Annotated in this window: 11 protein-coding genes; 9 read left to right on the forward strand and 2 right to left on the reverse strand. The window is 42.0% G+C overall.

Annotation, left to right across the window (positions count from 1 at the left end; translation table 11 throughout):
- The first annotated feature begins 105 nt into the window (after positions 1-105).
- The gene (gene ccpA / locus IGI89_RS11885) at positions 106-1104 is read left to right on the forward strand and encodes a catabolite control protein A (RefSeq protein WP_008378470.1); all 999 of its coding nucleotides are present in this window, start codon (positions 106-108) and stop codon (positions 1102-1104) included.
- A gap of 142 nt (positions 1105-1246) precedes the next feature.
- Here ccpA and IGI89_RS11890 read toward each other — a convergent pair whose 3' ends face one another.
- Positions 1247-3685: a transglycosylase domain-containing protein gene (locus IGI89_RS11890; protein WP_005235408.1), complete on the reverse strand. Its 2439-nt coding sequence runs from the start codon at positions 3683-3685 to the stop codon at positions 1247-1249.
- 262 nt (positions 3686-3947) lie between these two features.
- Here IGI89_RS11890 and tyrS point away from each other — a divergent pair, with 262 nt between their 5' ends.
- From tyrS to IGI89_RS11910, 4 genes are all read left to right on the forward strand, one after another.
- Complete coding sequence (tyrS, locus tag IGI89_RS11895; RefSeq protein WP_438735696.1) at positions 3948-5210, forward strand: tyrosine--tRNA ligase; 1263 nt, start codon at positions 3948-3950, stop codon at positions 5208-5210.
- Between the two features lie 70 nt (positions 5211-5280).
- The gene (locus tag IGI89_RS11900) at positions 5281-6192 is read left to right on the forward strand and encodes an AEC family transporter (RefSeq protein ID WP_005235411.1); all 912 of its coding nucleotides are present in this window, start codon (positions 5281-5283) and stop codon (positions 6190-6192) included.
- Positions 6193-6280: 88 nt separating this feature from the next.
- Positions 6281-7174: a deoxyribonuclease IV gene (locus IGI89_RS11905; RefSeq protein WP_005225802.1), complete on the forward strand. Its 894-nt coding sequence runs from the start codon at positions 6281-6283 to the stop codon at positions 7172-7174.
- A 45-nt stretch (positions 7175-7219) separates the two neighbouring features.
- On the forward strand, positions 7220-7606 hold the full coding sequence (locus tag IGI89_RS11910; RefSeq protein ID WP_438735697.1) for a cytidine deaminase family protein: 387 nt from the start codon (positions 7220-7222) through the stop codon (positions 7604-7606).
- A 140-nt stretch (positions 7607-7746) separates the two neighbouring features.
- On the opposite strand, the gene IGI89_RS11915 is transcribed toward IGI89_RS11910, so the two are convergent.
- Positions 7747-8364: an FMN-dependent NADH-azoreductase gene (locus IGI89_RS11915; protein WP_005225804.1), complete on the reverse strand. Its 618-nt coding sequence runs from the start codon at positions 8362-8364 to the stop codon at positions 7747-7749.
- Between the two features lie 162 nt (positions 8365-8526).
- Here IGI89_RS11915 and IGI89_RS11920 point away from each other — a divergent pair, with 162 nt between their 5' ends.
- From IGI89_RS11920 to IGI89_RS11935, 4 genes are all read left to right on the forward strand, one after another.
- The gene (locus tag IGI89_RS11920) at positions 8527-9222 is read left to right on the forward strand and encodes a response regulator transcription factor (RefSeq protein ID WP_301387675.1); all 696 of its coding nucleotides are present in this window, start codon (positions 8527-8529) and stop codon (positions 9220-9222) included.
- Positions 9219-10166 carry a sensor histidine kinase gene (locus IGI89_RS11925; RefSeq protein ID WP_438735698.1) on the forward strand — a complete coding sequence of 316 codons (948 nt, stop codon included), beginning with the start codon at positions 9219-9221 and terminating at the stop codon, positions 10164-10166. The genes IGI89_RS11920 and IGI89_RS11925 overlap by 4 nt, the downstream gene beginning before the upstream one ends.
- Before the next feature lie 89 nt (positions 10167-10255).
- Positions 10256-11032 carry an ABC transporter ATP-binding protein gene (locus IGI89_RS11930; protein ID WP_438735699.1) on the forward strand — a complete coding sequence of 259 codons (777 nt, stop codon included), beginning with the start codon at positions 10256-10258 and terminating at the stop codon, positions 11030-11032.
- Positions 11004-13094 carry an ABC transporter permease gene (locus IGI89_RS11935; RefSeq protein WP_438735700.1) on the forward strand — a complete coding sequence of 697 codons (2091 nt, stop codon included), beginning with the start codon at positions 11004-11006 and terminating at the stop codon, positions 13092-13094. Before IGI89_RS11930 ends, IGI89_RS11935 begins: the two co-directional genes overlap by 29 nt.
- Positions 13095-13238: the final 144 nt, after the last annotated feature.

Here is a 13238-nt window from a genome sequence, read left to right on the forward strand (position 1 = left end):
TTCATGAAAACAAAATTAAAACGGTTGCAAATCCAGAAAAAATTTGCTATCCTAACAAAGAAATGTAAATAAGATTTTCTGAAAATAGAATAAGGGAGATATATCATGGAAAAACAAACAATTACGATTTATGATGTTGCACGGGAAGCGAATGTATCGATGGCAACTGTTTCACGGGTAGTCAACGGAAATCCAAATGTAAAACCAGCAACTCGTAAGAAAGTGCTGGAAGTGATCGACCGCTTGGATTATCGTCCAAACGCAGTTGCTCGAGGGTTGGCAAGTAAAAAGACCACAACTGTTGGTGTTATCATTCCTGATGTCAGCAATATGTTCTTCTCATCACTTGCTCGTGGGATCGATGATGTAGCGACCATGTATAAATACAATATCATCTTAGCCAACTCTGATGGCGATACGATGAAAGAAGTCAACGTATTGAACAACTTGTTAGCAAAACAAGTAGACGGCGTTATCTTCATGGGTCATCGCATCACGGATGAAATTCGCGGGGAATTCTCTCGCTCAAAAACTCCAGTCGTTTTAGCTGGTTCGATCGATCCTGATGAACAAGTAGGAAGTGTCAATATCGATTACACAGCAGCTGCCAAAGATGCTGTTTCGTTATTGGCGAAAAACAATCAAAAAATCGCTTTTGTCAGCGGTGCTTTGATCGATCCAATCAATGGCCAAAACCGCTTGAAAGGCTATAAAGAAGCCTTGAAAGAAAACAACCTTGACTATTCTGAAGGGTTGATCTTTGAATCACCATACAGCTTTAAAGAAGGCTTAGCATTAGTTGATCGCATCATCAACAGTGGTGCAACAGCAGCTTATGTTACAGACGATGAGTTAGCCATCGGCGTCTTAGATGGTTTGTTAGACAAAGGCGTTAAAGTTCCTGAGGATTTCGAGATCATCACCAGCAACAACTCATTATTGGCTGAAGCAGCTCGTCCACGCTTATCAAGTGTGACGCAACCATTGTATGATATGGGTGCCGTTGCGATGCGTCTATTAACTAAAATGATGAACAAAGAAGATGTAGAACAAAAAACGATCGTCTTGCCTTACGGTATTTCAGAAAAAAGCTCTACGAAATAAGCAGCGATTTAATAAAAAGACTAGTGGAGCAACGCTTTGTTGTTCCACTTTTTGCTTCAACGATCGTTCGTGTGGGTAGAAAATCTATGGATTTTCTACCCACACTTTTTTTGTATAAAAAAACTGATCAGCACAAGGCTGATCAGTCATCATCATCATTTGTATTAGGTTGGTTATTTTCTTGCTCGTCATCGTCGTCATCATTTGCAGTAGGTGTAACATTGTTGGATGCGTTATTCGATGATGTATTCGACGAACGATTTGTTGAACGGCTAGAGGATGCTTTTTTCCAATAGTCAGCATAGTTTGCATCTGAACCACCGAGTCCAAATTTGAAATCGACCGTATCTGGTCCGCCAGTTGCCCAATAAGAAGTAACGGTACTACTTGGATTCGTATAGGTTCGATTATCGACTCGCACGGTTCCGCCTGGTTGGGTACCAGTAAACTTGGAAACTTGAGCTTTTTTGACATCACTAGAAAGTTCAAACTTCTGATTTACACCAAAGACTTCTTGGTTTGTTTGATAGATACGATTGATCAAGTAAGCCATGTAATTGGCTGTCCGAGTTCCTGCGGCACTATCGGTAGCTTTATTGTCATCCCGCCCTGACCAGCTGCTGATGGTGATCGATGGGGTGGAAACGACTAGCCAAGAGTCAGACCAATTATTGGTAGACCCAGTTTTACCGACCCAATCGGCATTCCCGAGGTTCCAATCTAATCCGCTGATAACCGATTTAAAGGAACTGGTTTTTTGCTCATCGATAACACTACGCATCATGTCGGTCATAATGGAAGCTGTCGCTTCAGAAAAGACTTGGACCGGTTTGGCTTCATGCTGATAAAGCACTTCGCCTTCATTATCCTTGATTGATTCGATGATGTAGCCTTGCTGATAGACACCGTTATTGGCAAATGTTTGGAAGCCATTTGTTTGATTCAACACTGTGACATCGGTAACCCCTAATGGCGCTGATTCATATGCCCAGCTGTTATCTTCAGGATAGCCCATTTTGCTCAAATAATTTGAATAGGCATAAAAATGATCGCCTTCTTTTTCCCACAGATCTTGGAAAATATTTGTCGCTGCGATATTACTGGAAACTTCCAATGATTCGCGAATCGACATAAAAGTATTGGTTCCACGGTTTGTGGCATTGACGATCGGCTCACCGGCGTTTTCTCCTGTCCGCCATTTTGCGGCATAATCAGAAACCATTGATTCAGAGCCCATCAAGCCACTTTCGATCGCCGGTCCGTAAACCAGCATTGGTTTGATACTTGAACCTGCTTGGCGTTTAGCATCAAAGGCATGGTTGAATTGATTGTCAGCATAGTTACGACCGCCAATAAAGCCTAATACTTTCCCGGTGGCATTGTCCATCATGACATTGCCGACTTCGATGGTGGAGTCGCCCCAGTTGTCTAACATATAGCCGTATTTATCGACGGCATCTTGCATCGCATTATAAATATCTTTATCGATCGTTGATGTGACGGTATAGCCACCATTAACCAGTTTTTGCTGCGCCAATTCGAAGTATTTTTGGTAGGTTTCGTCTTTGGCATATTCTTCGTCACTGACATCATCTTCATCTGCCAGCTGTTTGGCAATAATGTCTTTTGCTTCATTTAACACAGTGTAATAAAGGAAGCTTTGATCCGTTTGTTCAATGGCTTCTTGTTTTTTGAAGTCTTGCTTCAAGTCATAATTAAGCGCCTCTTCGTATTCTTCTTTCGTAATATCGTGGTTACGATACATACTGAAGAGCACGAAGTCTTTCCGCTCTAAGCCAGCGGTCAAGTTTTCCTTGATCTCGCCCGTATTTGTATAAGGGCTGTAGACGATCGGGCTTTGTGGCAGACCCGCAATAAAGGCTGCTTGCGGTAAAGACAGGTCAGCTGCGTTAACGCCAAAAATTCCTTGCGCCGCTTCTTGCACACCTGCGATATTTTGCCCTTTATTGTTCCGGCCGAAAGGGGAGATGTTTAGATACATGGTGACGATCTCATCTTTATCGAAAAATTTCTCCACTTCCATGGCTAATAAAATCTCATTGGCTTTGCGTTTGAAGGTCGTTTCACTGGAAAGGATTTGTTGTTTCACCAGCTGCTGGGTCAAAGTGGAACCCCCGCTGCCGCCAAAGCCTGTCGCTTCGGATAATAACGCCCGCACGACTGCTTTTGGTACGACGCCATTATGAATATTAAAATATTCGTCCTCTGTTGCGATGATCGCTTTTTTCAAGTAGTCTGAAATTTGATCGGAATTAACCGACGTTCGCATCAGATCTGAGCGAATCGTTGCGATTTTACTGCCATCAGCGTATGCGAGTTGAGAAGTCTCTGTGATGTCGGTCAGTTCTTTCTGCAACTCATCTTTAGAAGGAGCTGCGGTATCTTCCACAAGAAAAGCAAAGTAGCCGGCACCGATCCCTAAAGCTAAAGAACCGCCTAGCACCAGTAAAGAAATAGCCACTAAGAACAAGGCATGTAAAACCCTAAGACTGATATTGAAATAGAACCAGCCTCTATTTTTGTTTTCTGTATTCTTTTGATTTTTCGTTTTCTGGGACAAAAAGAGTCACCTCAATAAATTAGAATAGATTCCGTGTAATTATAGCAAAAAACAAGGCGCTTGGGTAGCACCCTATCTGTTATCGAAAGAAGTGTGCGAGAAAATGCCAGTTGGTATTTGTATTGAACCAGCGATAATAAGGGAAAACGAACTGATTTGCCTAAAAGTTTCTTTTTTGGTAAAGGACTTTGAGAGAAAGACTTTTCATTGCCCTCTTTTTCAGTTAAGATGAACAATGAAGCAATTATTAGGAGGAGAAAGAATGAGTACAGACTTTTTTGAAGAACTAAAGCAACGCGGATTAGTTCATCAGACCACAGACGAAGCAGCCTTGACCAAACAATTAAATGAAGAGTCTGTGAAACTATATATCGGCTTTGATCCTACCGCAGATAGCCTGCATATTGGTCATTTATTGCCTATTTTGATGTTGCGACGTTTCCAACAAAACGGACATGTGCCAATCGCATTAGTTGGTGGCGGTACAGGAATGATCGGTGACCCATCCTTTAAAGATCAAGAACGTCAATTAAACACATTGGATACCGTTTTGGAATGGTCACAAAGTATCAAAAGCCAATTATCTCGCTTTATTGATTTTGATGACCAAGAAAATCCTGCCATCATTGCCAATAACTATGAATGGTTAGGGGAATTGAAACTGATCGATTTCTTACGGGACACGGGGAAAAACTTTACCATCAACTACATGATGAGCAAAGAAAGTGTCAAACGTCGGATCGAAACAGGAATTTCCTACACCGAATTTGCATACCAGCTTTTACAAGCCTATGACTTTTTGAACCTTTACGACAACCACGGTTGCTTGTTGCAATTAGGTGGTAGCGATCAATGGGGGAATATCACCTCTGGAATCGAATTATTGCGTCGTGAGCGTGAAGTCCAAGGGTTCGGTTTGACTATGCCATTGATCACAAAAGCAGATGGAACGAAATTTGGGAAAACAGAAGGCAATGCGGTTTGGCTAGATGCCAAGAAAACAACGCCTTACGAGTTCTACCAATTCTGGATCAATACGGATGATCGTGATGCAGTCAAATTCTTGAAATATTTCACCTTCTTATCATTAGAAGAAATCGCTGCGATCGAAGCTGAATTTAACGCTGCACCAGAATCTCGAACAGCACAAAAAGCTTTGGCAAAAGAAGTCACTACTTTGGTTCATGGGGCAGAGGCTTATGAACAAGCCGTACGCATCTCAGCAAGTTTATTCAGCGGCAATATCAAAGAATTGAACGCTGAAGAGATCGAACAAGGCTTTAAAGGGGTTCCTAGTCATCAGGTAACAGCGGATGATTCTTTGAACATCGTTGAAGTGTTGACGACTGCTAAAATCGAACCATCAAAACGTCAAGCAAGAGAAGACGTACAAAATGGGGCCATCTACATCAATGGGGAACGCGTCCAAGACCTAACGTACGAGATCCAAGCAAGTGATCGGATCGGTGGAAAATACGTCGTGATTCGTCGTGGCAAGAAAAAATATTTCTTATTAACATTTTAATCGCAAAAAGCGAACCGACCTGTTGGTTCGCTTTTTTTCAAATTTTTGTAGAGGAAGGGTCTTTGTTGGAATGGGAAATATAGTGTTGAATGCCGCCGGTTTATTTGCCATGATCTTCTTAGGGTATTTTCTTAAACGGCTAAATGTCCTTTCAAAAGCGGATGGCTCGATCTTATCCAAAATTATTTTGAATGTGACGTTACCGGCAGCAATCATTTTGAATTTAGCTTCAATGCAAGTACAAGTCAGTGCGCTTAGTTTGATTGTGATCGCTTTGATCATTACGGTCGTCCAGATCCTCTTCGCATTTTTCTTGACCAAAAAAGAATCGAACACGCTGCAACAGTTTGCTATGTACTGCGGGTCAGGCTTTAATATCGGCAATTTTGCAATTCCTTTTGCCCAAAGTTTTTATCCTTTAGGGATTCCACTGATTTCGCTGTTTGATATGGGGAACAGTATCATGTTGGCAGGGGGAACGACGATTTTCATCGAGTTCTTGATTGGAAAGCGGACGACGTTTGAACCAGGAAAAATCTTTTTGAATCTCCTGCGCTCGCCAACATTTACCATTTATCTAGTGATGCTGATTATCCGCAGTGCGGATTGGAGGATTCCCGAGTCAGCCTTGGCGCTCGTTCAGCCAATCGGGATCGCAAATACGTTTCTGTCCATGTTTATGATTGGCTTATTTTTGGATTTCCGCTTACCGAAGCACACTACGCCAACGGTAATCAAAATTTTAAGCTTACGCTACGGACTGGCTTTCGTGCTGTTCGCGGCTTTCTATGTTTTACCGATCCCAGTTTTATTAAAACCAGTACTTTGTTTGTTAGTGTTTGCTCCGATCCCTTTATTTGGGGTCATTAATTCCGTGATTGCTGGGATGGAGGAAGAGGCGGTGGGATTTGTTTCTTCCATTAGCTTTTTGATAAGTATGCCGCTAATGACGGGTGTCCTGATGTTATTTGGACTCGCTTGATAAAAAAATACGGCAATGAGCAAAATAATCGCTTTACAAGGTGCTTTTATCGATAATAGAGAAGACTAGATTTAGGAGGAAAAGAAAAATGTTGATTGGTTCACACGTTTCAATGAGCGGCAAAAAAATGCTTTTAGGAGCAGCAGAAGAGGCGGCTAGCTATCAAGCTACTACGTTTATGATCTATACCGGAGCTCCGCAAAACACGCGGCGCAAACCGATCGAAGAGATGCAGATCGCAGCTGGACAAGATTTTATGACGGAAAAGGGAATTTCGAATATCGTTGTCCATGCCCCTTACATCATTAATTTAGGTAATACCATCAAACCAGAAAACTTTGGCTTTGCCGTTTCGTTCTTACAAGAAGAAATCCAACGAGCCCAAGCTTTAGGTGCAACTCAAATCACGTTGCACCCCGGTGCCCATGTCGGTGCAGGACCCGAAGCTGGGATCAAGCAGATCATTAAAGGCTTGAACGAGGTCCTTGAAAAAAATCAAACCGCCCAGATCGCATTAGAAACAATGGCAGGTAAAGGCACCGAGATTGGTCGCAGCTTTGAAGAATTGGCAGCAATTATCGATGGCGTTACCTTAAATGAAAAATTATCCGTTACACTAGATACTTGTCACACGAATGATGCCGGCTACAATGTCAAAGAAGACTTTGACGGCGTCTTAAACGAGTTTGACAAAATCATCGGATTGGATCGCTTGAAGGTCATCCATGTCAATGATTCAAAAAATCCACAGGGCAGCCACAAAGACCGACATGCGAACATTGGTTTTGGCACGATCGGCTTTGAAGCCTTGAATAAGATCGTTCATCATGAGCAATTATCAGCGTTACCAAAAATTTTGGAAACACCGTATGTCGGCGAAGACAAAAAGAATAAAAAAGCCCCTTATGGCTATGAAATCGCGATGCTGCGGGAAAAGACCTTTGATCCTGAGCTATTGACGAAAATCATGGCGGGTGCTTAAACGGTTCATTTAACCATGAGCCAGCTTATTATTGGAGGAAGAAAAATGGACTTTCAGTTGCTGATCGATGCCGCGAAACAAAAACTGGGATTCAGACAGCTCTCTCAATTTGCAGAAGCAGGGAGTTGTGCGGCAGCTCTGACTACTGCAGATGGACAGATTTATACAGGGATCTGTATCGATACCAGCTGTTCCATGGGTTTTTGCGCCGAACAGGCTGCGGCTGCGCAAATGATCACCGATGGGCAGCAGCGGGTGTTACAGATGGTTGCAATCAATTCGGCAGGTGAGCCGATCCCACCTTGTGGTCGTTGCCGTGAATTCATCAGCCAGCTGGATCCTGCCAACCACAACACGCAGGTCATGATCGCAGCAGGAAAAATCATGACGATAGAAGAGCTGTTGCCTTTTGATTGGAAAGCATCAAAATAAAAAGAGATTTAGCCCCTTAGACCGCTCTGTTCTAAGGGGCATCTTTGTTTTATCGATCCAATGGACGATCAACATGTTTAGATAAAAAAACTCCTCAACCAGCAATAGTGCTTTGTTGAGGAGTTGATCGATAGCAATGATTAGAATTTTTTCGCAGCTGCTGCTACGCGTTCTAAACCTTCAGCAATGATTTCTGCTGTTTTAGAAGGATCTGCATTGTGACCTTCGATGATTACTTCTTCTGTGATGTTCATGCCGAACATACCACCGAAAACTTTTTCCATAAAGGTTACAGCGTTTTCCATTGCGCTCATTTCGCCTGAGTAAACACCACCACGGGCATTCAGTAGAACGATTTCTTTGTCTTTCAACAATTGGTTCATTGAACCATCTTCGTTATAAGAGAAAGTAAAGCCAGCTTGGAAGATATAGTCGATGAATGTGTGCAAAGCTGCTGGGATCGTTAGGTTCCACATTGGGAAAGCGAAAACGATGGTATCTGCTGCTGCGAATTTGTTCATCACATCTTGACGGACAGTCATCAATTCTTGTTCTTCTTGGTTTAATTCTTGTTCTTGTGAAAGTTTGCCAAATGCTTCAAATAACGTTTGACCGATATAAGGCATTGGTTGTGCGTACACATCAAAGGTTACAACGTCCACATTGTTCGTATCAAGATTTTCAACGAACGTATCAAACATTTTTGCAGATACTCCATCAGGACGGTTATTGGCTTTAACAACTAAAATATTTTTCATTTTTTTCCACCTTTACTTTAAGTAAGTTTTAATCACAAAACGTAGTATACTATAAAATAATTTTGCTTACAATAAATAAGTGTACTTTTTTTAAAAAAGCTGGAATTTTGCAGTATTTTTCACGTAGTTTTGGTAAACTTTAGAGAAAACAGGAGGGGTTCTATGAAAATATTCGTGGTCGAAGATGACAAATCGTTAGTCAAAATGATGGAAAATCAATTATCCCGCTATGCGTATCAAACCTTTGTTCCGGAAAATTTCGCTGCGGTTTTAGCTGAATTCTTGATGATCCAACCTGATTTGGTTTTGTTAGATGTCAATCTGCCTTATTATGATGGGTTTTATTGGTGCCAAAAAATCAGGGAACATTCATTGGTTCCAATTCTCTTCATCTCCGCACGTGACGGCAATATGGACCAAGTGATGGCATTAGAATACGGTGCTGATGATTATCTGGTCAAACCTTTTTCTTATGACTTGCTGCTGGCTAAAGTGAAGAGCCATATTCGCAGAGTCTATGGGAATTATGCACAGTCTGATCGGGCGAGAAGCTTGAAAGCTGGCGAATTGACCTATTATCCGGAAGCGTTGAAGATGGTCTATCGTGAAGCCAGTGAATGGCTGACTGTTCGAGAAGGAGAATTATTGACCCTGTTAATGTCAGCGCACCCAGAAATGGTCAAACGGGAACGGATTTTAAATCTATTATGGGATGATGAGCGTTTCGTTGATGACAATACGCTTTCTGTCAATGTTGGCCGTTTGCGAAAAAAATTGGCGGCAATGGGCATCAATGATCCGATCCAAACGATTCGCGGCAAGGGTTACGCCTTATCGGTAGTAGGTACAGAAGAATGAGAGCATATGTAAGTGTTCATTTAACTAAACTACTCGTTACCTTCCTAGCCATTTCATTGTTCGTTTTAGTGATTTGGTTGGATGGCTATCGAAATAACCTCGTGATTGGTTATGGTCTGCTTCTATTCGGGCTATTCATTGTTCTTGTTTATTTGGCAGATTACCTTTCCAATACTGCGTTTTATCATTATATCAAGCATGGAAGAGCGACACACCGAAGCAATGGCTACCTTTCCAGGCAATGGCGCAAGCAGTTCGATGCACAAGAGCAGCATGAGCAAGAGCGGCTGACAGAATTAGATCAGCACCATCAAAATCATATTCGTTTCATGAATATCTGGGTTCATCAAATGAAAACACCTGTCTCAGTTTTGGCGCTAATGGCTGAAAGTGAAGAAGTCGATAGCTATGATCTTTTGGCTGAAACAGATCGCTTAAAAAGTGGCTTAGCGACTGCGCTGAATTTTGTGCGCTTGGAAGATTTCACGGAGGACTTCGTTATCGAGTCAGCCTCACTGTTGGAATTGTTAAAACACAGTATCGGTGACCAGAAGCGGAATTTTATTCGCAGTGAAGTCTATCCGAAGCTGATGAGTGAAGCAGATATCACGGTGACAACAGACAAAAAATGGCTAGGTATTCTGCTCTTTCAACTCATTAGCAACGCCATTAAGTACTCAACAGCAGAGAGCAAAGTCTATTTTGAAATTGATCCGTTTTCTAGAAGCTTGACGATCGCAGATGAAGGATGCGGGATTGCAGCAGCGGATCTCCCACGGGTTTTTCGCCCCTTTTATACAGGGCAGAATGGGCGGCAAACAGGAGAGGCAACTGGGATCGGTCTTTATTTAGTTGAAACGATCAGTACGCAATTAGATATCGATGTGTCGCTTGCCTCTATGGAGAATCAAGGCACGACGGTTACCCTAACATTTCGGAGGTGAAGGCTTTCTTACAATTTTGTAAGCTTTCTATCATGAAATCGATAACTGATTGCGGTGCCGCCTGCTAAACTAGTAGCAAAGGAGTGAAAATGATGGCTTTACTAGAATTGAAAAATGTATCGAAAACCTATACAGGGGAAGTGTATGTTGAGGTTTTACAGCAAATCGATCTCAAAGTGCCAGAAGGAGAATTTATCAGCATTATGGGTCCATCTGGCAGTGGCAAGACCACCATGCTGAATTTGGTGGCAACATTGGATAAACCGACTTCAGGTTCGTTGATCATCAAGGGCGAGCAGCCCCTAGAATTATCTAAGCAAAAACTCGCGGAGTTTCGTCGTCGGCAACTAGGTTTTGTTTTTCAAAACTACAATTTACTTTCGCCATTGAGCGTGCTTGAGAATGTGATTTTACCACTGACATTGGATCGGGTGCCGGTTCTTGAGATGAAAGAACGTTCGGAACAGCTATTACGTGAGCTTGGGATCTATGAGAAAAAAGACAAACGCATCTATCAGCTTTCCGGTGGAGAGCAGCAGAGAGTTGCGATTGCTAGAGCTTTGATCCATCAACCGGAATTGCTTTTAGCAGATGAACCGACGGGCAATCTTGATTCAAAGGCAGCACGAGATGTCATGGAAATACTAAGTCAGATGAACAAGCAACTTAAGGTCACCACCATGATGGTCACCCATGATCCTTATTCTGCCAGCTTTTCTGATCGGGTCGTTTTCATCAAAGATGGAAAGCTGTATAACGAAGTCTATCGCGGGGCTGATCAACAGCAATTTTATCAAAAAATTCTTGAAGTCCTAGCACATTTAGGAGGTCGCCGTCATGAATTTCAGACAGTTGATCATTCGTAATCTGCGGGGGAATTTTCGAACCTATGCGGCCTACTTCGTCAGTAGCGCCTTTGCGGCGATGGTGTTTTATATCTTTAGTCTTTTGCTCTTTCATCCGCAATTGGAAGAAAATTTGTCCAATAGCGGTACACTTTCAGAATTGGCGAAGGTCGGTCTATCCGTCGCACTTGTGGTGATCGCTTTACTGTCGCTGTTGTTTTTATGGTATACATTTGTGGTCTTTTTAAAACGACGCAAACGTGATCTGGCAATCTACTTGATTTTGGGGATCGAAGAAAAAGATCTGCGAAAGATTTTGTTTGTCGAAAATGCCCTTTTAGGAACCTGTGCCACAGTGACCGGTATTGGGTTAGGGATTTTATTGACGAAATTATTGCTGCTGATTGCGCAAAATGTCATGTATCTAACAGAAGGACTGAAATTTATGGTTCCTATGGAAGGTTTAGGATTGACCTTTGGGATCTATGTCTTTATTTTTCTCTTGATCTCCTTTTTCAGTACCCGCGCCTTGCAAGGAGAACAGATCATCTCATTGATCAAGGAAAATGAAAAGCCACGTCCTGAACCAAAAAGCCATTGGGCATTGGCTTTTTCAGGAATTGTGCTGTTACTAATTGGCTATGGATCGGTCTTTTATTTTAGCTACCAAACGTACTCGATGCTGCCGCTTATGCTAGGAGTCTTGTTGACTGTTGCGGGCACGATTTTGTCATTCCATCAGTTCAGCGTATTTCTATTGAAACGATTAAAGAAACGCCCGACCTTCTTACGAGGGACTCGGATGCTGACTATCAGCGAATGGATTTTTCGCATGCGAGACAATGCGGCGATGTATAGTCTGATTGCTATTAGTACCTCCGTGGCATTCGTTGGGATTTCCGTGATGCTGGCGATTGGCAGTTCTTCTTTTTCTTCGATCCAAGGAATTAGTGTAGCCTATGTATTTCCGTGGTCTGGGCCAGAAGACCTCGATCATTCTGAGAGAAAAGTGAATGAAATTAAAACTGCCATAGAAGAAAAAGGGTATGCACCTGTAACGGATAGTGTTTCCTTACTATGGGCCTATGCGAATCTTGATGAATCTGCAGTTATGAATGATTCATTTTATACGACGAATGGCTTTTCAATTATGCGAGAAAGCGACTATCAGAAAATGATGAAACAAATCGGTGAGGAAGCTGATTCCGTTGCAGATAATCAAATAATGACACTTAGTGCTAATTATTCACGTCGAAAACAGCTCCTAGAAGTCCCTGAGAACGAACGCACAAGTATCTACCCACTTGAATTGGGTTCAGAAACCGGTATAAAAAAGGATATTACGATTGTCCACAGCCCCTCAATGCTTTCTCTGAATCACTTTGGTTTGTCAGTTGTGACAGATAAGACCTTTGAGGAATGGCAAGCTCTCTTACAAGAATCTAACGATGATATGGAATCTGGTTTTATTTGGTTAGACTATCCAGAATGGGCTGAAACACCTGAATTGGTATCTGATTTCAATGGGAATTTAGATAAAGAAAATGCCTTGATCGATCAGCAATACGAAGAGCTCAGTCAGGAGTTTGAAGCCAAAGGTGACTATACGGATGAAGAGTGGTCAGAAGCGGCAAAAGACATTCCGATGCGTACGTCTTATACCTCGAAATACCAAGTTTTCCAAGAAAATCGTCAGGGAAATGGCATCATTTTAATGATCACGGTATTACTGGGTTCGGTTTTCTTTATTTTCTCCGCTTCGATTATCTATTTCCGTTTATTTGCAGATTTAGATAAAGATGGGGCGTACCATCGTTCCTTGCATATTTTAGGTGTGTCGCCGAAGGAGCGGCACAAAGTTCTGAGACGCCAGCTGCAAGTAATGTACTTCTTGCCAACAGTCGTTGCAATGATCCATTTCGCGGTAGCGATGACCGCTTTGCGTATCTTAGTAGAATTGCCTGTTTGGCAATACTACGGTGTGATCGCTAGTCTCTTTTTGATTTTTCAAATCGTTTTTTACTTGATTTGTCAATATCGATACTTCCAGCAAATTGATAGGATCGCCGATCCTACAGAGTAATTTATTCTTCAAGCCAAATCTCTTTCAGTTTGTACTGATTGGGATTTGGCTTTTTATTAGCTAGTTTGTCTAAATTTCTATCCATGAAGCCTTTTAATTGTGCAAATCATTGAAAAGCAGATAAAATTAAGTAACGCTCATTTT

The organism is Enterococcus sp. AZ141 (genome assembly GCF_051714385.1).
Lineage (GTDB): Bacteria > Bacillota > Bacilli > Lactobacillales > Enterococcaceae > Enterococcus_D > Enterococcus_D entomosocium.

What these genes read in the sequence shown, in the direction of transcription:
- IGI89_RS11910 (WP_438735697.1), top strand. Translation starts at nt 7,220, where the DNA reads ATGGACTTTCAGTTGCTGATCGATGCCGCGAAACAAAAACTGGGATTC.
- ccpA (WP_008378470.1), top strand. Translation starts at nt 106, where the DNA reads ATGGAAAAACAAACAATTACGATTTATGATGTTGCACGGGAAGCGAAT.
- tyrS (WP_438735696.1), top strand. Translation starts at nt 3,948, where the DNA reads ATGAGTACAGACTTTTTTGAAGAACTAAAGCAACGCGGATTAGTTCAT.
- IGI89_RS11920 (WP_301387675.1), top strand. Translation starts at nt 8,527, where the DNA reads ATGAAAATATTCGTGGTCGAAGATGACAAATCGTTAGTCAAAATGATG.
- IGI89_RS11935 (WP_438735700.1), top strand. Translation starts at nt 11,004, where the DNA reads ATGAATTTCAGACAGTTGATCATTCGTAATCTGCGGGGGAATTTTCGA.
- IGI89_RS11915 (WP_005225804.1), bottom strand. Translation starts at nt 8,364, where the DNA reads ATGAAAAATATTTTAGTTGTTAAAGCCAATAACCGTCCTGATGGAGTA.
- IGI89_RS11930 (WP_438735699.1), top strand. Translation starts at nt 10,256, where the DNA reads ATGATGGCTTTACTAGAATTGAAAAATGTATCGAAAACCTATACAGGG.
- IGI89_RS11925 (WP_438735698.1), top strand. Translation starts at nt 9,219, where the DNA reads ATGAGAGCATATGTAAGTGTTCATTTAACTAAACTACTCGTTACCTTC.
- IGI89_RS11905 (WP_005225802.1), top strand. Translation starts at nt 6,281, where the DNA reads ATGTTGATTGGTTCACACGTTTCAATGAGCGGCAAAAAAATGCTTTTA.
- IGI89_RS11900 (WP_005235411.1), top strand. Translation starts at nt 5,281, where the DNA reads ATGGGAAATATAGTGTTGAATGCCGCCGGTTTATTTGCCATGATCTTC.